At 28.1% G+C, this 20,852-nt stretch carries 23 protein-coding genes; 15 read left to right on the top strand and 8 right to left on the bottom strand.

The window, feature by feature from the left end; translation table 11 throughout:
- Positions 1–14 precede the first annotated feature (14 nt).
- The 5 genes from DAD81_RS04670 (at position 15) to DAD81_RS04690 (ending at position 6,001) form a co-directional block, all read left to right on the top strand.
- The gene (locus DAD81_RS04670; protein WP_111707073.1) at positions 15–677 is read left to right on the top strand and encodes a peroxiredoxin-like family protein; all 663 of its coding nucleotides are present in this window, start codon (positions 15–17) and stop codon (positions 675–677) included.
- A gap of 159 nt (positions 678–836) precedes the next feature.
- Complete coding sequence (locus DAD81_RS04675; RefSeq protein WP_111707074.1) at positions 837–1,703, top strand: NAD(P)-dependent oxidoreductase; 867 nt, start codon at positions 837–839, stop codon at positions 1,701–1,703.
- A gap of 187 nt (positions 1,704–1,890) precedes the next feature.
- Positions 1,891–2,607, top strand: a complete 717-nt coding sequence (locus tag DAD81_RS04680) for a 3-ketoacyl-ACP reductase (RefSeq protein ID WP_111707075.1) — start codon at positions 1,891–1,893, stop codon at positions 2,605–2,607.
- A 204-nt stretch (positions 2,608–2,811) separates the two neighbouring features.
- Entirely contained in the window at positions 2,812–4,974 is a 2,163-nt protein-coding gene (locus tag DAD81_RS04685) for a hypothetical protein (protein WP_157961078.1), read from the top strand.
- Between the two features lie 88 nt (positions 4,975–5,062).
- A complete protein-coding gene (locus tag DAD81_RS04690; protein ID WP_111707077.1) occupies positions 5,063–6,001 on the top strand; it encodes a LamG domain-containing protein in 939 nt (312 codons plus the stop codon).
- 1 nt (position 6,002) lies between these two features.
- On the opposite strand, the gene DAD81_RS21220 is transcribed toward DAD81_RS04690, so the two are convergent.
- From DAD81_RS21220 to DAD81_RS04705, 4 genes are all read right to left on the bottom strand, one after another.
- Positions 6,003–6,218, bottom strand: a complete 216-nt coding sequence (locus tag DAD81_RS21220) for an ACT domain-containing protein (RefSeq protein WP_218939670.1) — start codon at positions 6,216–6,218, stop codon at positions 6,003–6,005.
- Entirely contained in the window at positions 6,179–6,334 is a 156-nt protein-coding gene (locus DAD81_RS20875) for an ACT domain-containing protein (protein ID WP_218939666.1), read from the bottom strand. Before DAD81_RS20875 ends, DAD81_RS21220 begins: the two co-directional genes overlap by 40 nt.
- A gap of 77 nt (positions 6,335–6,411) precedes the next feature.
- Positions 6,412–6,753 (bottom strand): cupin domain-containing protein, encoded by a 342-nt coding sequence (locus DAD81_RS04700; protein WP_111707078.1) that lies wholly within the window; start codon positions 6,751–6,753, stop codon positions 6,412–6,414.
- A 10-nt stretch (positions 6,754–6,763) separates the two neighbouring features.
- Entirely contained in the window at positions 6,764–7,276 is a 513-nt protein-coding gene (locus tag DAD81_RS04705; RefSeq protein WP_111707079.1) for a DinB family protein, read from the bottom strand.
- Between the two features lie 94 nt (positions 7,277–7,370).
- Between DAD81_RS04705 and recA the strand changes: the two genes are divergently transcribed.
- The 6 genes from recA to DAD81_RS04735 all read left to right on the top strand — a co-directional run bounded on the left by recA (position 7,371) and on the right by DAD81_RS04735 (position 12,085).
- Positions 7,371–8,378 (top strand): recombinase RecA, encoded by a 1,008-nt coding sequence (recA, locus tag DAD81_RS04710; protein ID WP_111707080.1) that lies wholly within the window; start codon positions 7,371–7,373, stop codon positions 8,376–8,378.
- A 40-nt stretch (positions 8,379–8,418) separates the two neighbouring features.
- The gene (locus DAD81_RS04715) at positions 8,419–8,802 is read left to right on the top strand and encodes a hypothetical protein (RefSeq protein ID WP_157961079.1); all 384 of its coding nucleotides are present in this window, start codon (positions 8,419–8,421) and stop codon (positions 8,800–8,802) included.
- Positions 8,803–8,884: 82 nt separating this feature from the next.
- Entirely contained in the window at positions 8,885–9,334 is a 450-nt protein-coding gene (locus DAD81_RS04720; RefSeq protein ID WP_111707082.1) for an ATP-dependent zinc protease family protein, read from the top strand.
- Positions 9,331–10,206, top strand: coding sequence for a 30S ribosomal protein S6--L-glutamate ligase (rimK, locus tag DAD81_RS04725; protein WP_111707083.1), 876 nt, complete (start codon positions 9,331–9,333; stop codon positions 10,204–10,206). The genes DAD81_RS04720 and rimK overlap by 4 nt, the downstream gene beginning before the upstream one ends.
- Positions 10,196–11,155: a succinylglutamate desuccinylase/aspartoacylase family protein gene (locus tag DAD81_RS04730; RefSeq protein WP_111707084.1), complete on the top strand. Its 960-nt coding sequence runs from the start codon at positions 10,196–10,198 to the stop codon at positions 11,153–11,155. Before rimK ends, DAD81_RS04730 begins: the two co-directional genes overlap by 11 nt.
- A 3-nt stretch (positions 11,156–11,158) precedes the next feature.
- The gene (locus tag DAD81_RS04735) at positions 11,159–12,085 is read left to right on the top strand and encodes an ABC transporter ATP-binding protein (RefSeq protein ID WP_111707085.1); all 927 of its coding nucleotides are present in this window, start codon (positions 11,159–11,161) and stop codon (positions 12,083–12,085) included.
- On the opposite strand, the gene DAD81_RS04740 is transcribed toward DAD81_RS04735, so the two are convergent.
- The 4 genes from DAD81_RS04740 to DAD81_RS04755 are packed head-to-tail and all read right to left on the bottom strand — an operon-like array spanning position 12,086 to position 15,785.
- A complete protein-coding gene (locus DAD81_RS04740) occupies positions 12,086–13,450 on the bottom strand; it encodes a sensor histidine kinase (protein WP_111707086.1) in 1,365 nt (454 codons plus the stop codon).
- A gap of 51 nt (positions 13,451–13,501) precedes the next feature.
- Positions 13,502–13,933 (bottom strand): dUTP diphosphatase, encoded by a 432-nt coding sequence (dut, locus tag DAD81_RS04745; RefSeq protein ID WP_111707087.1) that lies wholly within the window; start codon positions 13,931–13,933, stop codon positions 13,502–13,504.
- A 14-nt stretch (positions 13,934–13,947) separates the two neighbouring features.
- Positions 13,948–14,319: a hypothetical protein gene (locus tag DAD81_RS04750; RefSeq protein ID WP_111707088.1), complete on the bottom strand. Its 372-nt coding sequence runs from the start codon at positions 14,317–14,319 to the stop codon at positions 13,948–13,950.
- A 5-nt stretch (positions 14,320–14,324) separates the two neighbouring features.
- On the bottom strand, positions 14,325–15,785 hold the full coding sequence (locus DAD81_RS04755) for an oligosaccharide flippase family protein (RefSeq protein ID WP_111707089.1): 1,461 nt from the start codon (positions 15,783–15,785) through the stop codon (positions 14,325–14,327).
- 182 nt (positions 15,786–15,967) lie between these two features.
- Between DAD81_RS04755 and DAD81_RS04760 the strand changes: the two genes are divergently transcribed.
- The 4 genes from DAD81_RS04760 to DAD81_RS04775 all read left to right on the top strand — a co-directional run bounded on the left by DAD81_RS04760 (position 15,968) and on the right by DAD81_RS04775 (position 20,844).
- A complete protein-coding gene (locus DAD81_RS04760; protein ID WP_111707090.1) occupies positions 15,968–16,966 on the top strand; it encodes an NAD(P)H-dependent glycerol-3-phosphate dehydrogenase in 999 nt (332 codons plus the stop codon).
- 93 nt (positions 16,967–17,059) lie between these two features.
- Complete coding sequence (locus tag DAD81_RS04765) at positions 17,060–17,251, top strand: cold-shock protein (protein WP_111707091.1); 192 nt, start codon at positions 17,060–17,062, stop codon at positions 17,249–17,251.
- 122 nt (positions 17,252–17,373) lie between these two features.
- Positions 17,374–17,901, top strand: a complete 528-nt coding sequence (gene hemG, locus DAD81_RS04770) for a menaquinone-dependent protoporphyrinogen IX dehydrogenase (RefSeq protein ID WP_111707092.1) — start codon at positions 17,374–17,376, stop codon at positions 17,899–17,901.
- 345 nt (positions 17,902–18,246) lie between these two features.
- Positions 18,247–20,844: a PAS domain S-box protein gene (locus DAD81_RS04775; protein ID WP_111707093.1), complete on the top strand. Its 2,598-nt coding sequence runs from the start codon at positions 18,247–18,249 to the stop codon at positions 20,842–20,844.
- Positions 20,845–20,852: the final 8 nt, after the last annotated feature.

Here is a 20,852-nt window from a genome sequence, read left to right on the forward strand (position 1 = left end):
AAAAATAAAATAATATGATAGTTAATAATAATGCATCATTAGAAAGTTTACTAAATATTAAAAAAGCAGCTTCTGCTGAAAATTTTACAGAAGAAAAAAAACAAATTTATGCAGATGGAATTGCTGATGTAAAAAATTCAGGAGTGCTAGATAAAGCATTAAAAGTTGGAGGCAAAGCACCAAATTTCACTTTAAATAATGCTTTAAACAAATCTGTTTCTTTGTACAACGAACTAGAAAATGGTCCCGTTATATTAACTTGGTATAGAGGTGGTTGGTGTCCGTATTGTAATATTACATTACACTATTTACAAGAAAAATTACCTGAATTTAAAAAAGCAGGAGCAAGCTTAATTGCGCTTACACCAGAAGTTCCAGATAAATCTTTAAGTACTTTAGAAAAAAATAATTTAGAATTTTCAGTTTTAAGTGATGTTGATAATAAAATAGGAAAAGAATATGGAGTTGTATTTGAATTAACCAAAGATGTTGCTTCAATTTACGAAGCTGGATTTGGCTTATCTGAATACAATGGAAATAATAGCAATCAGCTTCCCTTAGCTGCAACTTATGTAATTGATAAAAGTGGAATTATTCAATATGCATTTTTAGATTCAGATTACAGAAATAGAGCTGAACCTACTGCTATAATTAATGCTTTACAAAATTTAAAATAAACATATTTAGGTTGGTAAAATGAGAAAATACATTGTTCAACTTAAAATTAAGCTTACAAAAATGCAATTATCATTTTGCAGAAGTATTTGCAACTATATTATCAATAATGCTAACTTTGAATTAAGATATAAGTTGAAAAAAGAGAATAAAAAAAACATATGAAAGTAGCATTTATAGGACTAGGAATTATGGGCGGTAATATGGCAGCTCATTTAGCAAAAAACAATGTAAATTTAACAGTTTATAATAGAACACCAAAGCATTTTGAAACTTTTGGAAATCCAAATGTAACCACTGTAAATTCAGTTGAAAATGCAGTAAAAGATGCTGATGTAGTTTTTAGTATGTTGTCTACACCTCAGGTTGTTGAAGCTGTTTTTTTTGGATCAAATGGCGCTTTAAATTCTATGAAAGAAAATGCCATTTGGGTGGATTGTTCTACTGTAAACCCGTCATTCAGCATGCAAGCTTTTGAAGAGGCTAAAAAACATAAGATAAGATTTTTAGACGCTCCAGTTTCGGGTTCAAAAATACCTGCTGAAAATGCGGAATTAATTTTTTTAATAGGGGGTGAAGCGGAAACCCTAAACGAAATTGAGACGTATTTAAATTTCATGGGAAACAAAGTGTTACACATTGGTGAAATTGGCAAAGGAGCATCTTTTAAAATGTTGGTAAATATGATGTTAGCACAATCTATGGTTGTTTTTTCTGAAGCAATTTTATTTGGCGAGAAAATGGGAATTTCTAAAGATTTTCTATTAAATACCGTTCCTAATTTAATTGTTTCACCACCCTTTACAAAAGGGAAAGCAGAAGCCATAAGAAATGAAAATTACGAGGTGCAATTTCCTTTAGAATGGATGCATAAAGATTTGCATTTGGCAGCTTTAACTGCATATGAAATGAATCAACCATTATATATGGCTAATCTAGCTAAAGAATTGTATGCAAGTGCAAACAAAAATGGGATGGGAAGAGCAGATATGTCTGCCATATATAAATATTTAGAAGAGATAAAATAAAATACTTTTAGCAGTAATATTTAAAAGTATTTTATCAATAATAGTAACTTTGAATTAAATTATAATTTCAAAAAAGACATTCAAAATTAAACAAGTTGTATTATTTGAATTTGTTCAACTTTTTTGTCATTTTTATTCAATTAATTTACGTTGTTTAAAATTGTAAAAAAAAATCAAAAAAATAAGTATTATGGAATTAAAAAATAAAAAAGCCATCATTACAGGTGGAAGTAGAGGGCTTGGGAAAGCAACTGCAATAGCATTTGCTAAACTAGGAATTGATGTTGCCGTTACCGGTAGAAATGAAGAAAAATTACAAGAAACTGTTTCTGAATTAAAAGGATTAGGTGTAAATGCTTTTTATGAAATATTTGATGTTGGTAATTATGAAGAAGTAAAGGTTGGAATTAAAAATATTATTTCAAATTTAGGGACTGTAGATATTTTAGTAAACAATGCAGGTATTGCAGCTGTTGGTTCGTTTAATGAAATGGAAGTAAGTGTTTGGGAAAAAATTATCCAAACTAACGTTTTAGGAATGTATTATGTTACTAAAGAAGTATTACCTTATTTAATAAATAAAAATGAAGGAGATATTATTAATGTGGCTTCAACTGCAGGGTTAAATGGAAATGCAAATATTTCAGCTTATTCAGCATCAAAATTTGCTGTTATTGGTTTGTCTGAATCTTTAATGAAAGAAGTGCGTAAAAATAATATTAGAGTAAATACATTAACGCCAAGTACAATTGCATCTGATATGACTTTGGAATTAGGATTTACAGATGGAAATGTTGAAAAAGTATTACAACCAGAAGATTTTGCACAGCTAATTGTTGCTGGTTTACAATTACCTAGGCGTGCCATGATGGCTAATGCATCATTATGGTCAACAAATCCATAGAATAATTGAGTTATTAAAAAAAAGGGAATGTTTTAACATTCCCTTTTTTTATGCTTTTTTTTTAAATTTCATTCTTTTTTTGAGTATTGTCTATTATTTATCTAGTCTGATTTTAATAACAACTAAATAATTGTTTTTACCTTGTAATCAATGTTTAAATTAACCTATATTAATTCTTTTTATCTGAACTCATATACCATAATAATGAAAAATTTCATTTTCTTTCTATTCATTTTATTGAACTATTCTATAAATGCTCAAAACAACAAGAGTATTATTTACATCAATAATTCTAATAATCCAATAACAGAAATAGCGCTAAAAAAGCTATCTCATCAATTAGAGTTTGAAACAAAAGATTTAGAATTATATAAAAAAAAGAATTTCAATAATTTATCTATTTTAATCTTAAACAAAGACAGTGATTCGAAATGGATTAAAAAAAATAGATTGAAAATAGGTGAAATTAAACCTGAAGGATATCAATTTCTCAGAAAAGAAAACCTCATTTATATTGTTGGCGGAGATGATAGAGGACTTATGTATGCGATTCTTGATTTACGAGATTATTTAAAACTAAACCCAAATTTTGATTCTTTTGAGGACAAAATTGAAAATCCACATTTCTCGTTTCGAGCTATAAAATTCAATTTACCTTGGTCGTCATATCGCATTGGAGAATCTATTCAAATGCATTATGAAACAGTAAAAGATCTTAATTATTGGGAATCATTTCTAGATATGATGGTTGACAATAGATTTAACACACTTACGCTATGGAATCTGCACCCGTTTACTTTTATGATTCAACCAGAAGGGTTTCCAGAGGCTAATCAATTTACAGGACAAGAGTTTCGTGATTGGCAAAAATTTTGGAAATCTCTGTTTAAAATGGCCAAAGACCGTGGAATTGAAACCTATATTTTAAACTGGAATATAATTACTTCACCAGGAATGACAGAAACTCATAATGTAGCAAATTATAAAGATGATTTGGAGTGGCATTACGGGTTTACACCTGCTGATACTTCACCAATTATTGTAGATTATATGCGTCAATGTATTACGCAAACCATTAATGAATATCCAAATCTTACTGGAGTTGGAGTAAGTATGGGTGAACGAATGAAAATGCCTATAGAAGATGCAATGGAATGGGTGAAAAATACGTTTGTAGAAGGTATTAGACAAGCAAATAGACCTGCGAAATTTATTCACAGAGCTCCTTTTTCAATTAATCCTGAGGCGGCTAGAAAGTATATAGAATCTTATACAGATTTTCCTGACCCAATTATTATGGAGTTCAAATTCAATTGGTCTCACGGACATTCATCTCCAAATTTATCTATAACACATGGTGGTAAAATTGCCGACCAATATTGGAATCCTAAACCAAAAAATTATAAAATGGCTTGGATGATGCGTAATGAAGATTTTTTAATGTTGAATTGGAGTAATACTGATTTTATTAGAAAACATATTGAAGTTAACGATCATAAAGATATAGTTGCAGGTTATTTTGTAGGTTCTGAAACATTTATTCCTGCAAAAGAATACAGAATGAGTCCGGATGTAAAATACGAATGGAAATATGCCTTTGAAAAACAATGGGAGTTTTACCAAATTTGGGGAAGACTGTTGTATAACCCAGAGCTAAGCGATTCTTATTTTATTGAACAATGCAAGCTAAAATATGGTAATGATGTAGGTGAAAAATTTTTTAAAACACTTCAAATTGCGAGCGAAATGCCTTTATCATTAGCTTCATTTTACCAAGGAACTTGGGATTTTACATTGTATTGTGAAGGTTTTCTAAATGGTAAACAATTGTATAGAAATTACAAAGAGGCAGGTGAGGCTTTCATTAGAATTGATGAAATGATAACACATCCAACTCTTGACAAACGTTACCTAAATATTGATGAGTTTACAAACAAAAAACTTTCTAAAACTGTTATTTTAGATGAGGAAATTACTCCTATAGAAGTAGCTAATAAAATGAAAAATAACGGTGAAAAAATATTAATCCACTACAATGAAATTAAATCTAAATCTGATAAAAATGAGATTAATTATCAGGTTGAATTAAATGATATAAAGGCATGGGCTTATTTAAGTCTTTATTTTTCAGCAAAATTAAATGGAGCCATTCTACTTGATGAAGCTGTTAAGACAAACAATAAAAATTTGCAAGCGCAAGCTATTGAACATTTAAAAAATGCAGCAGTTCAATGGGAGAAATTAATTGAAGCTACGCAACAATATCAAGAAGTTTCATTATTACATATTCGTACATATAAATTTTCTTGGAAGTATTTTTATCCTAAGGTTTTAAAAGATATAGAAATTGCAGAAGATGCTTTATAAAGTAATTATATCAATAAATGTATATATTACATTTTTTAGTAAATTTGTCTTTAAATTTTGATATTCAGTTTTTTTATAAAGATAAATTATGATAAAAATAAGACTTGTTCTATTGGTGCTTTTAGTTTGTATTAGTTGTAGTAAAAGCGATAATGATGTTGAAATAATTGAAGAGAATGAGACTGAAGAAACTCCAGTAGATGTTCCTGTTGTAGTAGGAGAATCCCCAACATTTAATGCCGGAGAAGATCCAAAACCAGATGGAAAAGTTTGGGAAAAAGTAGAAAACTTATCAGATGAGTTCGATGCAAATTCTTTAAATACAGAAAAATGGGCATCACGAGTAAGTTCTTGGATTGGTCGTCCGCCGGCTATGTTTAAAGATGAAGCTATTTCTTTTAAATCTGGAGAGTTGTTAATTACTAATTATATGTTAGATGCTGCAGAAACTTTAAACGGTAATACGTATACACATGCTGGTGGTTTAATTAGATCTATAAATCAAGCAACTCCTGGAATGTATTTTGAATGTAAAATGAAAGCCAATAAAACATTTATGTCGTCAACATTTTGGTTAATTAATAATAGAAATGAAGGAGCAGGTTGCGATAAAAGAACTACAGAATTAGATATTCAAGAATGTGTTGGAGAAGTAACAACAGACGCTACTTGGGCAAAAGACTTTTATAATGGAATGCATTCCAATACACATAGTAGAAATAAATCTTGTGATGAAACTAATGAAGGTTCTATTGGAAATTCAATTGTTGCAGATATAGCATATGAAGATTATCACATTTATGCTGCTTGGTGGAAAAGTCCAACAGAAATATTATTTTTTCTAGATGGAAAACTTTTAAAAACGGTAAACCCAGCGGAAGATTTTACGTTACCAATGTATTGCAGATTAGTTACGGAAACTTATGATTGGAATCCTGCTCCTGCAGACGGTGGATTAACAGGTAGCTTTGAAGACAGAACAACAAAATACGACTGGGTAAGAACTTGGAAATTAATTGAAAATTAGGTTAATTTTTTTTTGAAAGATTTTTCAATACTTCAATAGCTTTGTTCGCATCACTTTTATCAGCAAAAATATGATAGTGATAATAGCCAGCAATTACATTACAGCTAATATTATTATCAGCAAATTCGTTAGAAAAAAGTGCGGTTAAACCTACGGCATTAAGTGAATAATGAATTGTTAACGTAATCCAAGACGCAATAAAAAATGAGATTTTAATTTTAAGGAACCTGCTTTATTTCGCCCAATAATAATAGTTGTTCCTTCTGCTTCTTTATACTCAAAAATGGTATCATTTCGGTTAATTTTGGCTAAATTTTTTGCGGTACAAAACACATAATCTCCATTGTTTAATTAAGGAGTTATTTCTTTTATAAATTTTGCCAATTTTTTTTACCAGTTATATGATTTGGTTATGATTCAGAAACATTAACAACACGTTCTACTGTATCAAGTTTAGATAACGTTAAACGAACAATACTATCTTCAGCAGCCACTAAATCGTGAGGTATACTAGCTTCTAATGAAACTAAATCTCCTTTAACTAAATTGTAAACTGTACCATCAACACCAAAATCTATAGCTCCTTCAAAAATTTCAACTGTAATAGGAAAAGAAGTTTTATGCTCTTTCATTACCTGATTTTTTTTCATTACTACTCTAATTTCTTTTGTAGATTCTGTTTCAAATAAAACAGAGATTGCTGCCTTATTTTCGTTGTATGTAATATTTTCTGTAAGTGATGATTTTTTCATAATAGTAGTTTTACCAACCAGAATATTTTGGTGGTTGAATGTTATTTAAATTCAAATATACAATTAATTGTCCACGGTGATGTGTTACGTGATCTTGTAATAAATTTAGTATTTGTAGTTTACTTTTTGGTCCGGAAAAAAATTCAACTTTCGTAGATAAATCTTCTATTGAAATTGTTTTAATTATTTCTGAAACGTTATTGAATGAAGCAGTTAATTGCGTTATAATTTCTTCTTTTGTTTTAGGCTCAATTTTTTCAGATTTCTCACCTTCTTTCATAAAATAAGTTTCGCTTAACCAAACCATATTTTCCCTAATATGAAGCAATTGTTCTTGAAAACTCATTTCCCGTTTTGTAGGTTTAAAGCTGTATGCTTCTTCAGGCATAGAATTGGCAATTTCTACTAAATAATTTTTAGAATTTTCCCACTTCAATAAAAATGCAGATATTACAGTATTTTGTGATTGTAAATTATTGAATATCATAAATATAAAGATGATTAGTATTACTTTTGATTTCATATTAAAAACGGTTGATAATAAATAAATAAACGCTAAATATACTCAATACTTTTTTATATTTTAGCCACAAATAAATAACGCATTTTAAAAGATTATGGCAGAAGACAAAGAAAAAGCAGCAAAATTAAAGGCATTACAACTTACTTTAGATAAATTAGATAAGGCTTATGGAAAGGGAACTGTAATGAAAATGGGAGATGTTGCTATTGAAGATATAGATTCAATTTCATCGGGATCATTAGGTTTAGATTTAGCTTTAGGCGTTGGAGGATATCCACGTGGTAGAGTTATTGAAATATATGGACCAGAATCTTCAGGTAAAACAACGTTAACTTTACATGCAATTGCTGAAGCTCAAAAAGCTGGCGGAATTGCAGCATTTATTGATGCGGAACACGCTTTTGATCGTTTTTATGCTGAAAAATTAGGTGTAGATGTAGATAACTTAATTATATCACAACCTGATCACGGAGAGCAAGCATTAGAAATTGCTGATAATTTAATTAGCTCTGGAGCAATTGATATTGTTGTAATTGACTCGGTTGCTGCACTTACTCCAAAAAGTGAAATTGAAGGTGAAATGGGTGATTCTAAAATGGGATTACACGCACGTTTAATGTCACAAGCTTTACGTAAATTAACAGGAACAATTCATAAAACAAATTGTACAGTATTTTTTATTAACCAATTACGTGAAAAAATTGGTGTAATGTTTGGAAACCCAGAAACAACTACCGGTGGTAACGCTCTTAAATTTTACGCTTCTGTTCGTTTAGATATTAGAAGAAGAACGCAAATTAAAGATGGCGATAAAGTTATTGGGAACAGTACTAAGGTAAAAGTTGTTAAGAATAAAGTAGCACCACCTTTTACAATTGCAGAATTTGATATTATGTATGGAAAAGGAATTTCTAAAACTGGAGAAATTTTAGATTTAGGTGTTGAATTTGGAATTGTAAAGAAAAGCGGTTCTTGGTTTAGTTATGGAGATACAAAATTAGGACAAGGTAGAGATGCTGTTAAAAGTTTAATTCAAGACAATCCGGATTTAGCTGAAGAATTAGAAACTAAAATTAAAGAAGCTATTAATAAGGATAAATAAAATGATAATTAAATATCAAACCTTTATCAATAAAAATCTGTTGACTGTTAAATTTGAAGGTGATTTTTGTATTAAAACATATGAAAGGCATATTTTAGATTTTACACAAAAACCTGAATGGGAATTTATTGATAAAGTTTTGATAGATTTAAGATTTTGTAAAATAAATTATAATATAGAAGACTTATATAAGATTGCTGAAATAAAGAAGAATTCCATGAAAAAGAAGCATAAATCAGTTCAATTGGTTGATAAACCAATGATTACTGCTTTAGTTCACCTTTTGCAAAATGAATTTATTACTGATGAATTTATTTATTTGGAATATTGTAGTACTATAAAAATGGCAATTAATTTATTAGATTTAGATCTGGAAGAAACCAAAATTGAATCTATTTTAAATAATTTAGAACACACATTTTAATTATCTTTAAAATGTACTTTTAATATGAATAATTAAATGGTTTTAACATCATTTTATAACTTTAGTAATAACATTTTATTTTTTGAAAACTGAACCTTTAAAAAAGTTACTTGGAAGAACAGATATCGTAGATTTTCCAAAATTGGAATTATTTGGGATTGACATAAAAGTAGATACAGGTGCATACACTTCTAGTTTTCATTGTCATCATATTGAATTAGAAAATAATATTTTAAAATGTCAATTCTTAGATCCAGAACATGAAAAATACCACGATAAATACTTCACATTTAAAGAGTTTATTCTAAAAAGTGTAAAAAGTTCGAATGGAATTACTGAAGATAGATTTATAGTAAAAACAGATATTCTTATTTTTAATGAAATTCATACCATTGAATTGTCGTTAACAGAAAGAGGATCAATGACATATCCTGTTCTTTTAGGAAGAAAATTTTTATCTAAAAAATTTATAATAGATACTGCTAAAAAAAATATATCATTTAAAAAATTAAACAAAAAAGCATCAAAATGAAAATTGTTATTTTATCAAGAAATCCAAATTTATACTCTACTAGAAGGTTGGTAGAAGCTGGTAAAAAGAGAAATCATGAAATGATAATTGTAGATCATACTAAATGTGATATTATAATTGAAAAGAAAAAACCAGCTATACGATATAAAGAAGAATTGTTAACAGGTATTGATGCTGTAATACCTAGAATAGGTGCATCTGTAACATTTTTTGGAACAGCAGTGGTGCGTCAGTTTGAAATGATGAAAGTTTTTACAGCTGTAGAATCTCAGGCATTAATGAGATCAAGAGATAAATTAAGAAGTTTACAAGTACTTTCAAGAGCAGGTTTAGGTTTGCCTAAAACGGTTTTTACAAACTATTCAAAAAACGTAGATGATGTAATTGATAGTGTAGGTGGAGCACCAGTAGTTATTAAATTGCTAGAAGGTACACAAGGTTTGGGTGTAGTTTTAGCTGAAACGCGTACTGCTGCAACTTCAGTATTAGAAGCTTTTAACGGCTTACAAGCTCGTGTAATAGCACAAGAATTTATAAAAGAAGCAAAAGGCGCTGATATTCGTGTTTTTGTGGTTGATGGTGTTGTAATTGGAGCAATGAAAAGACAAGGTAAAGAAGGAGAGTTTCGCTCTAATTTACATAGAGGAGGTTCAGCAGAAATTATTGAATTATCCGTTGATGAAGAAAATGCAGCTTTAAAAGCTGCGCGTGTTATGGGGTTAGGTGTTGCTGGAGTTGATTTGTTACAATCTGAACGAGGACCATTAATTTTAGAAGTAAATTCTTCACCGGGTTTAGAAGGAATTGAGTCAGCTACTGGAAGAGATATTGCAGGTAAAATTATTCATTATATAGAGCGTCATGCCGAATGATTTTAAAATTCTCAATCAAAAGATTGGGTTAGGAGAAACGGTAACAATTAATATGGATATTGCGCGTTTAACAACACGTTCAAAAATTGATATTCCTATTATTGTTTCTAGAGGTAAAGAAAAAGGACCTTGTTTATTATTAGTTGGCGGTATTCATGGAGATGAAACTAACGGAATAGAAATTGTACGTCAGATTATAGCTGCTGGTTATCATAAACCTGAAAAAGGGACTATTATTTGTATTCCTTTATTAAATGTTTTTGGGTTTTTAAACCAAACAAGAGAATTTCCTGATGGTAGAGATTTAAATAGAATGTTTCCTGGCTCTAAAAAAGGCTCTTCTGCAAGTAAATTTGCTTATTATTTAATGACAGAAGTGATTCCAAAAATTGATTATTGTATAGATTATCATACAGGTGGAGCGCAACGTTTTAATTATTCTCAAGTAAGAATAAATGGAACAGATGCTGCTACTTTAGAATTAGCAAAAGTGTTTGGAGCACCTTTTATTGTGTTTAGTAAAAGCCAGGAAAAAACATTTAGAAATTCAATGGTAAAATTAGGTAAAAAAGTTTTGCTTTTTGAAGGTGGAAAATCGTTGAATTTTGATAAAAGTGTAACAAAATCAGGTATTCAAGGCGCTATAAATGTAATGCATTATTTAGGGTTACGAGATTTTTCTTCAAAAATTATAGTACCTTCACAAGATAAAACTCCTATTATTATTCAAAGTTCAAAATGGATTAGAGCTAGACATTCAGGGATGTATAGATCATATATTAGAGCGGGGCAAAAAGTTGAAAAAGGAATTAAATTAGGTAGTATATCTGACCCATATGGTGATTTTGAAAAAATATTTAAAAACCCACAAGAAGGGTATATTTTAAATTCAAATCATTCTCCTGTTGTTATTCATGGTGACGCATTATTACATATTGGTTTTGAATAAATAATGTTAAAAGTAGATAACATATCATTTGGTTATACTTTAAAAGAAGTATTAAAAAATATTAGTTTTACGGCTAATAAAGGGGATTATGTTGCCATTGTTGGTGAAAGTGGTTGTGGAAAAAGCACACTTTTAGAAATTATTTATGGCTTACTTCATATTGAAAAAGGTGCAGTTTACTGGAATGATATAAAGTTACTTGGACCTAATTTCTATTTAATTCCGGGAGAAGATTTTATGAAATACCTTCCGCAAGATTTCGATTTAATGCCTTATATAACTGTTGAGGAAAATATTGGTAAAAATTTATCGTTTTTAGACGAAAATAGAAGCCAAAGAATAAGCGAATTGTTAGAAGTTGTTGATATGGTTGACTTTTTAAAAACAAAGGTTAAAAACTTGAGCGGAGGTCAAAAACAGCGTGTTGCCATTGCAAAAGTATTGGCAAAAGAACCAGAAGTTTTATTGTTAGATGAACCTTTTAGCCATATTGATAATTTTAGAAAAAATAAATTAAGGAGAAATCTTTTTAAATATTTAAAATCTAAAAATATTTTGTGTTTAGTTGCAACACACGATACTACAGATGCGCTATCATTTGCTGATGAAATTATAGTTTTAAAAGATGCTAAAATAGTAGAAAAAGGAACTCCAGAGAAAATTTATAATAATCCAAAATCTGCATATGTGGCTTCATTTTTTAATGAAATTAATAATATTTCATCTGAAATTTCAGGAGTAAAAAACAAAACACTTTTCTATCCAAATGAAATTAAAACTGTTGATAATTCAGATAAAAAAGTAGCTGTTATTTCTTCTTATTTTAAAGGTAGTTACTATCTAATTGAAGCAATATTAAATAATAAAATTATTTATTTTGAAAGTCCAAAAAAGTTAGAAACGAATCAACATGTATTTATAAATATGTAATTAAATAGCTGTTTTATAAGTGCTTAAAGGTAATGAAACATAAACCCTAGTTCCATTTTTTACATTACTCTTAACCCTAATATTTCCGTTGTTTAATGTTAAGAACTCTTTACAAAGTTTTAAACCTAAACCAGTCCCTTTTTCTTTATTGGTTCCATAAGTTGAAACCGTAGAATTTAATTCAAAAACCTTTAATTGCGTCTCTTTATCTAAACCAACTCCGTTGTCAATTATTACAATTGTACAAGTATTGTTAGTTTCATCAATTTTATCTAAATCAATTTCAATTTCCCCATCATCAGGTGTAAATTTTATAGAATTTGATATAAGGTTTCTAATAACTGTATCTATCATATTAGAATCGGCATAAACAAATAAATCATTTTTAAAATTACAATTTAACGAGAGGTTTTTTAATTTAATTTGTGATTTAAAAAGATGAATATTATTAGCTATAATTTCCTGAATATTTAGGTTTGTAGGTTTACAAACAATTAATCCAGCATTTGCATTTGCCCATTTTAATAAATTATCTAATAAATTGAATGTGTTTTTACTGTTTTGGTAAAGAGTTTTGGTTAATTTTTCTCTTACTTCATCATTTATATTGTTTAACCAAAGAAGCTCCCCAATTTGTTGAAGACCTCCAAGCGGACCTCTTAAGTCGTGTGCAATAATTGAAAAGAACTTATTTTTACTTTTGTTTAATTCACGCAGTTTTAAATTGTCTTTTTCTTTTAAAATAAAAATTAAAAGTAATGGGAAAATCAAGTTAAGAGTTAGGTAAAAAATGACAGGTATTACCATAACATAATTCATTGAATACATTTCAACTCCATTTATTTTAAGAGCTCCAAAACTACGTGTTAAAATTAACAAAGAAATTATGGTAAACATATATCCTGTTAAGTATTGTATTTTAGTTTTTCCTTTAGCTGTTAAAAGTATATAACTAGAAATTATATACATTATGGCAACATTTAGTGACATAATAACTATTCTGTGACTTTCAGAAGAGGTAATAAAAAAATAGGCTATAATAGATAAAATTAATGGAATTAATAGGTATTGTTTAAAGTGCCTAAAATTAAATTTTCGATCAATAAAAGAAATACAATAAAGTTCGTAATACACAAGAAATAAATAGATAGTGCTATTTATAATAATACTTAAATGGCTTGGTAAACCGTCTCTTAATGAGAGTATTATTAAAAAAAGGATACCTAATACTCTTGATAATACAAAAATATCAATAATAGGATTTTTTTCTTTATATATTCTAATGTAAATAGCAAATAAAGCTATAATAAATATATTTGCGGCTGCTGAGAAAATGAATAATGTTTTTACATCAATATTTACCATTACTTTTTTTAGTTTGTGTGGATTCTATATTAGAATATAAAATATAAATATCTAAACTCCAGTACTTCCAAATCCACCAGCACCACGGTCAGTTTCGCTTAATACTTCAACTACATCCCACTCAGCACGTTCGTGTTTTGCAATTACTAATTGAGCAATACGTTCACCATCATTTATTACAAAATTATCATTAGATAAATTAACTAAAATAACACCGATTTCTCCTCTATAATCTGCATCTACAGTTCCAGGAGCATTTAAAACAGTAATTCCTTTTTTTGCTGCCAACCCACTTCTTGGTCTAACTTGTGCCTCTGTTCCAACAGGTAATGCAATAAATAATCCTGTTTTGATAATTGTACGCTCTAATGGTTTTAAAGTAATAGCTTCGTTAATATTTGCTCGTAAATCCATTCCGGCAGAAGCAATAGTTTCGTAGTTGGGTAATTCGTGTTTAGATTTATTAATTATTTGTATTTGCATTTTTTTGTAGTTTATTATGAGTTATTTAACCAGTTTAAAGCCGCACTTTTAGTTGCGAAAATTTCAATCTTATAGTTATTTATTTCGGCAAGCTCTTTGTACAACATAGTAAGTACTGTATTTATGGGATTGTCAATTAAAATAGCATCAATAATACAATCGTAATTTTTTAGGGATTTATTATTTTCTTCTACAATTATATTTAAGTCGTCAATTGAAAAATCAAAGATAGCTTTTTCTGAATTTGATATTATTTTTAATGTTCTTGGATATTTCTTATTATTTTTTGTGTTAATTATATAATTAACAATTTCGGATAAAGTTACAGTTCCAGAATAATTAACCTCAAGAATATTGGAGTTTTCATTGAATTTATACTCAAGCATATACTTTAATGTTTTCGCTTTAAAATTGCTAATAACTCCTTTTTTTCATTTATAAATATTAAAATTCCAAAAAGAATAACTAAAAGTACAGACACCAAATAGTTTTCTCTAAAATAATTGAAAGAGAGGTAAGATATTGCTATAGCACTTAATAAATAACTTAATGTTTTTTTAATATTATACGGTACAGGATAATGTTTTTTACCAATAAAATAGGAGAGAAGCATCATAGTTCCGTAAGCGATTAATGTAGCCCAAGCTGATGCCATAAATCCTATTTTAGGAATCATAATTACATTTAAAACAATAGTAATTAAGGCTCCAATTATAGAAAAATACATTGCAAATCTGGTTTTATCTGTTAATTTATACCAAATAGATAAATTGTGATAAATTCCTAAAAATAGATTTGCTAATAAAACAACAGGAACAATTACAATAGCATCCCAATAATTTTTGTTTATAAAAGGAATTTTTAAAAGATCAATAAAAACAACAATTCCAACAAATACTAGTGCTCCAATTATTATAAAATAATTGAGGATTAATGCATATGTATGTTTTGCATTTTTGTTTGTAGAATGGTTAAAAAAGAAAGGCTCTGCACCTAATCTAAAAGCCATTATGTAAAGGTTCATAAAAATTGCTAGTTTATAACAAGCCGCATAAATTCCCATTGCATTTTTATCTAGCATTCTACCAATAAGAAGTTTATCTAAATTCTCATTAATTACATAAGCTACACCAGCAATTGCAATTGGCCAGCTATAGGAAATCATTTTTTTAAAAATTGAACGATCAAAACTCCATTTAAACTTAAGTAAAATTGGAAATAGCAATAGAAACGAAACAATACTACCAATTATGTTAGCAATAAATATAAAGTTAACTATATAGGTGTTTTCATAGGCTTCTTTTAAGACTAAGGGAACGGTTTTACCTTCGTTTAAAAAATTAGGAATAAATTTTAAAAATAAGAGGTTTATAGATACTATTATTGCAACGTTTATAAGTTTAATTGTAGCGTATCTAATAGGCCTGTTTGAAGCTCTTAAGAAGGCAAATGGGATAACAGCTAGTGTATCTACAGCCATAATTGCTATAAATAATTTTAATTGAGTTGGATTTGATGTAAAATCGAAAAAATTAATAAAAAAATCGGCAAAATAGAAGGTTCCAATCACAAACAAAATTGCTGAAATTGATAAACTTATAAATGAAGTAGAAACTAAGGCATCTTTCTTTTTTTCGTCTTTATAAAACCTAAAAAAAGCAGTTTCAAACCCAAAAGTTAATAAAACCGAGAAAAGAGCAGCCCAAATATAAAAGTTAGCATTCTCAGCATAATTACTTTTTGGTAAAGCATCGGTATGCACTTTTACCAGTAAAAAGTTAATAACTCTAGGCAAAACAGCTGCAAAACCGTAAATAAGTGTGTCTTTAAAAAATCGTTTAAGAATGCTCAAGTTAATTTAAATTAATTGTATAAAAATACAAATGTAATAATAGCTTACAATAAATTGTAATTACTTTGAAGAAGGTTCATTATTGTTTGTAAAATTAAAATACAATTTAACTATTGTTTAGTAGTTTTTAGAGACCGATTTCAATTAGTTTTTTTACTTTTGAATGAATAAAATTTTATAAAATGAATTATAATAATCCTAAAATTGCTGTTTTTGGAAGTGGAAGTTGGGCAACGGCAATTGTAAAAATGTTATGTGAAAATTTAGAGCAAGTTGGTTGGTATGTAAGAAATGAAAGTGTTGTTAAATATATAAAAGAGAACGAGCACAACCCAAATTATATAAGTTCGGCTACTTTTAATGTTGATCAATTGTATATATCTAGTGATATAAATAAAATGGTAGATTATGCTGATATTTTAATTTTTGCAATTCCTTCTGCTTTTGTAAAAAATGAACTTGATAAGATAAAAGAGCCTTTAACTTCAAAAATAATTTTTTCAGCCATTAAAGGAATTATTCCAGAAAGCGGATTGATAGTAGGTAAACATTTTAATGAAAAGTTAAATATTCCATTTGAAAATATTGGAGTAATTACAGGTCCATGTCATGCAGAAGAGGTTGCAATGGAACGTTTATCATATTTAACAATTGCTTGTATGGATAAAAAAAAGGCAAGTGTATTAAGTAAATGCCTGGCAAGTGAATACATTAAAACTAAAACTTCTGATGATATAATTGGAACAGAATATGCGGCAATGTTGAAAAACATTTACGCAATTGCGGCAGGAATAGCACATGGTTTGGGATATGGAGATAATTTTCAATCGGTACTAATGTCTAATTCAATTCGTGAAATGAAACGTTTTATTAAAAAGGTTCATAAAATGAAGAGGAATATTAATAATTCTGCATACTTAGGTGATTTATTGGTTACAGGATATTCAGTATTTAGTAGAAACAGAATGTTTGGAAATATGATAGGAAAGGGATATACCGTAAAAAGTGCCCAAATGGAAATGAGTATGATTGCCGAAGGTTATTATGCAGCAAAAAGTGCGTATAAGATTAAAGATGAAAATGGTGCAAATACTCCAATAATTGACGCGGTTTATGAGATTTTGTATAAAAATAAAAACCCCAAAAAGGTGTTTAAAGCCTTAACAGATAAGTTAGATTAGGGGTGTTTATAAAAAATTAGTATAAAAATCTATAAAAAGATTACTTAAACAACGAAATAATAGTAACTTAGTGCTTTAATATATTATTTAACAATGAAAACAGGTACAGTAAAATTTTTTAACGAATCTAAAGGTTTTGGATTTGTAACAGAAGATGGTTCAAACACAGATTATTTCGTTCACATTTCAGGATTGATTGATGAAATCAGAGAAGGTGACACAGTTGAGTTTGAGCTTAAAGAAGGTAAAAAAGGTTTAAATGCAGTTAACGTAAAAGTTGTATAAGCAGTAAATAAAATCTTTTAAAAACTTAAAGCTTGTTCTATTAGAACAAGCTTTTTTTATTGATATTAATCATAAACTTAAAAATTGTTATTTGGTATCTTTATAGTTGAAAAATATTATTTATGAGTAATAGAGTAGGTATTATTTACGCAACAATAGATGGACAAACATTAAAAATTTGTAATAGAATAGTTGAAATATTTAGAAATAAAGACTTAGAAATTGAGCTTTTTTCAATAGATGATTTTAACGAAGATGTTAAAAATTTTAATAAACTAATTATTGGGTCTAGTATTAGATATGGAGTTCATAATGAAAAAATAATAGCATTTATAAATTCTAATAAACAAAAGCTAGATACCATTAAAACAGCATTTTTCTCCGTAAACTTGGTTGCTAGAAAGCCTGAAAAAAACAAACCAGATACAAACCCATATGTTATAAAATTCTTTAAAACAATAAACTGGAAACCAACAATAGTTGAAGTATTTGCAGGAATGTTAGATTATAAAAAGTATAAAACTTTTGATAGAATTATGATTCAGTTTATAATGTGGATGACAAAGGGACCAACCGATAAAAACATTAAAATTGAATATACCAATTGGGAAAAAGTTGATGCCTTTACAATGCGCTTAATTGAATTATAATTAAAACTACTTCAAAAATATAATTTAATACCCGATCTTTTTAAAGAAAATACTTAATAAGAGAACTCTTTAACAATGCTTTATAAAAGCAAACGCATTTTTTCATTTTTTTATAATCTGTAAAAAAAGATGTACATTTGGAGCGTTTTGAATAATAAAAGGAATGTTTAAGGAATTTATTCATTTTTAAATATTTATTAAAAACGCATTTAAATTGCTAAAATTACCGAAGACATAATTTTTTAGACGTTAGGAAAATTAATTAGTTATAAAAGTATTATTCACAACATTTATTTTGTGACTATTAATTATTTCAAATAAGCTAAATAAAATAATTTGTTCACGATGAATAAAATAAATAAATCGATAAGAAAAAGATATTTAATATTTTTAGCCTCTATTATAGTAATAATAGCTTTAATGTTATCAGTTGTTCAAAATAGCATTAACCTAAAGAAATCGGACGCTCATATTATAAACGTATCTGGTAAACAACGTATGCTAAGTCAACGTATTACTAAGCTCAACTATATTATTAAAACTGTAGAAAAAAATGATTCAAAATTATACGTTAAAGAATTAAAATCACTTACTAGAGAATGGGAAGATGCTACCAATTATTTAATTTCAATAAATGAAGAATATGGTAATAAAACCATCGATTCTTTGTTTAATATAATTAAACCTTATCAAAACAAAATACTTAAATATAGTAAGGAAATAATAAATAATACTGGATCTGAACAAGTTATTAAAGACTTAAAAGCGCTTGAATCTGCGGATTTAGCTTTTTTAACAACAATGGATACCATTGTTAATGAATATGCAAAAAGTGCTGATAAAAAGCTTGGTAATTTTAAAACGATATTATATTTACTTGCTTTTATAGTTATACTAATTTTAATTTTTCAGTTTTTTTATATTATTAAACCGGTTTATAATTTATATTTTCTAAAAAATCAAGTTCTTGAAAAAACAAATAAAGAATTACTGTCTTCTCAAGAAAAGATTAGTAATAATTTGAAAGAACTTAAGCTGCTTAAGGATAAAATAGAAGAAAGTGCAAAACTAGGAAAAATATTTATTGAACAAGCCCCAAATGCTATTGCTATGTTTGATAAGGAAATGAAATACATAGCAGCTTCACAACACTGGAGAGAAGATTACAAATTAACAGATCGGGAAATTATTGGACAATCACATTATGATATTTTCCCGGAAATAGGTGATGATTGGAAACAGGATCATAAAGAGTGTTTAAATGGGGCAATTAATAAATGTGATGAAGCTCCATTTAAAAGAGCTGACGGAACTACCCAATGGCTTACTTGGGATGTTCGTCCTTGGTATATTTCTAAAGGAAATATTGGAGGGTTATTAATGTATACTGCTGATATAACCAATATTAAAGAAAAAGATCAAGAAAAGCTTAGAATTGAAAAAATATTAGATAATACCAATGAAATAGCGCGCATAGGAACCTGGGAAGTTAATTTAATTACAGGAGAGGTTATTTGGAGTAGAGTAACGCGTGAAATACATGAAGTACCAAAAGATTATAAACCAATTTTAGAAACTGCAATTAATTTTTATAAAGAAGGAGAAAGTAGAATAAAAATTCAAAAAGCTATTAGTATTGCTATAGAGAAAGGAACTTCTTTTGATATAGAATTAAAGTTAGTTACAGCAAAAGGAAATATTGTTTGGACCAGAGTTATTGGTCAGCCTGAATTTGAGGATGATAAATGTGTTATGCTTTACGGTGTGTTTCAGGATATAAATGAAATTAAGACCACAGAGAATGCTTTAAATTTTGTGAATGAAGAGTTAAAAGCAATATTAAACTCTGGGCCTATTTCAATTATTGGAACAGATAAAAATGGTTTAATTACTCATTTTAATCAAGGAGCAGAAACCATGTTGCAATATTCTGCAGAGGAAATGATTGGATTACAAACACCACAGATAATTCATTTAAAAGAAGAAGCTATTGAGAGAGGGATAGAGCTATCTGAATTGTATGGTAGACAAATTAGTGGATTTAATATTTTTATTGAAAATGCAATAGAAGGAGAATCAGAATCAAGACAATGGACATATGTTCGTAAAGATGGATCAAAATTTCCTGTACATTTAATAATTACAGCACTTAGAAACAATAAAGGTGAAATTACTGGTTTTATTGGAGTTGGTACAGATATTAGTGAAAGTGTTGAAAATCAAAAAATAATTATAGATGCAAAAAATAATCTTGAAATTCTTACAGAAAAATTAACTAGTCAAAATAGTCAACTAGCTAGTTTTGCACATATTACATCTCATAATTTACGGGCACCTGTTAGTAACCTTAACTCATTGCTAAATTTTTATAAAATGTCTGAAACGGATGATGAGAAAAATTTATTATTTGAAAAATTTGAAAAGGTAATTAATCATTTAACTTCAACATTAAATACCTTGGTTGATGCTATAAAAATTAGAGATGATAGCTCAAAAAATATTGAAAATATACTTTTTAAAGATGTTTTAAATAAAACAAAAGAAATATTAACAGGCCAAATAATAGAGACAGACACTAATTTATTTGGAGATTTTTCTAAAGCTCCTAGTATTATTTATAACCGAACTTATTTGGAAAGTATTTTTTTAAATTTAATAACAAATTCTATTAAATATAGGTCTGAAGAGCGCGCGCCAAAAATTGTAATTAAAACAACCATTAATAATGGTAAAATTCAGCTTTCAATAACGGATAATGGACTTGGGATAGACTTAAATAGACATGGCCATAAATTATTTGGGTTAAACAAAACATTTCACAGACATACCGAGGCAAAAGGAGTTGGGTTATATCTTACTAAAATTCAAATTGAATCTATGGGAGGAACCATTTCTGCAACAAGTAAGGTTAATGAAGGAACAACATTTACAATAACATTTTAATATTTATT

Source organism: Lutibacter citreus (assembly GCF_003260195.1).
Classification (GTDB): domain Bacteria; phylum Bacteroidota; class Bacteroidia; order Flavobacteriales; family Flavobacteriaceae; genus Lutibacter; species Lutibacter citreus.

Bases quoted from the DNA above. Each gene is read 5' to 3' on its own strand.
- DAD81_RS04700 (WP_111707078.1), bottom strand. From the start codon at position 6,753: ATGAAAAAATCATCACTTACAGAAAATATTACATACAACGAAAATAAG.
- rimK (WP_111707083.1), top strand. From the start codon at position 9,331: ATGAAAATTGTTATTTTATCAAGAAATCCAAATTTATACTCTACTAGA.
- dut (WP_111707087.1), bottom strand. From the start codon at position 13,933: ATGCAAATACAAATAATTAATAAATCTAAACACGAATTACCCAACTAC.
- DAD81_RS04690 (WP_111707077.1), top strand. From the start codon at position 5,063: ATGATAAAAATAAGACTTGTTCTATTGGTGCTTTTAGTTTGTATTAGT.
- DAD81_RS04765 (WP_111707091.1), top strand. From the start codon at position 17,060: ATGAAAACAGGTACAGTAAAATTTTTTAACGAATCTAAAGGTTTTGGA.
- hemG (WP_111707092.1), top strand. From the start codon at position 17,374: ATGAGTAATAGAGTAGGTATTATTTACGCAACAATAGATGGACAAACA.
- DAD81_RS04740 (WP_111707086.1), bottom strand. From the start codon at position 13,450: ATGGTAAATATTGATGTAAAAACATTATTCATTTTCTCAGCAGCCGCA.
- DAD81_RS04730 (WP_111707084.1), top strand. From the start codon at position 10,196: ATGCCGAATGATTTTAAAATTCTCAATCAAAAGATTGGGTTAGGAGAA.
- DAD81_RS04750 (WP_111707088.1), bottom strand. From the start codon at position 14,319: ATGCTTGAGTATAAATTCAATGAAAACTCCAATATTCTTGAGGTTAAT.
- DAD81_RS04775 (WP_111707093.1), top strand. From the start codon at position 18,247: ATGAATAAAATAAATAAATCGATAAGAAAAAGATATTTAATATTTTTA.
- recA (WP_111707080.1), top strand. From the start codon at position 7,371: ATGGCAGAAGACAAAGAAAAAGCAGCAAAATTAAAGGCATTACAACTT.
- DAD81_RS04670 (WP_111707073.1), top strand. From the start codon at position 15: ATGATAGTTAATAATAATGCATCATTAGAAAGTTTACTAAATATTAAA.
- DAD81_RS04705 (WP_111707079.1), bottom strand. From the start codon at position 7,276: ATGAAATCAAAAGTAATACTAATCATCTTTATATTTATGATATTCAAT.
- DAD81_RS04675 (WP_111707074.1), top strand. From the start codon at position 837: ATGAAAGTAGCATTTATAGGACTAGGAATTATGGGCGGTAATATGGCA.
- DAD81_RS04760 (WP_111707090.1), top strand. From the start codon at position 15,968: ATGAATTATAATAATCCTAAAATTGCTGTTTTTGGAAGTGGAAGTTGG.
- DAD81_RS04685 (WP_157961078.1), top strand. From the start codon at position 2,812: ATGAAAAATTTCATTTTCTTTCTATTCATTTTATTGAACTATTCTATA.
- DAD81_RS04735 (WP_111707085.1), top strand. From the start codon at position 11,159: ATGTTAAAAGTAGATAACATATCATTTGGTTATACTTTAAAAGAAGTA.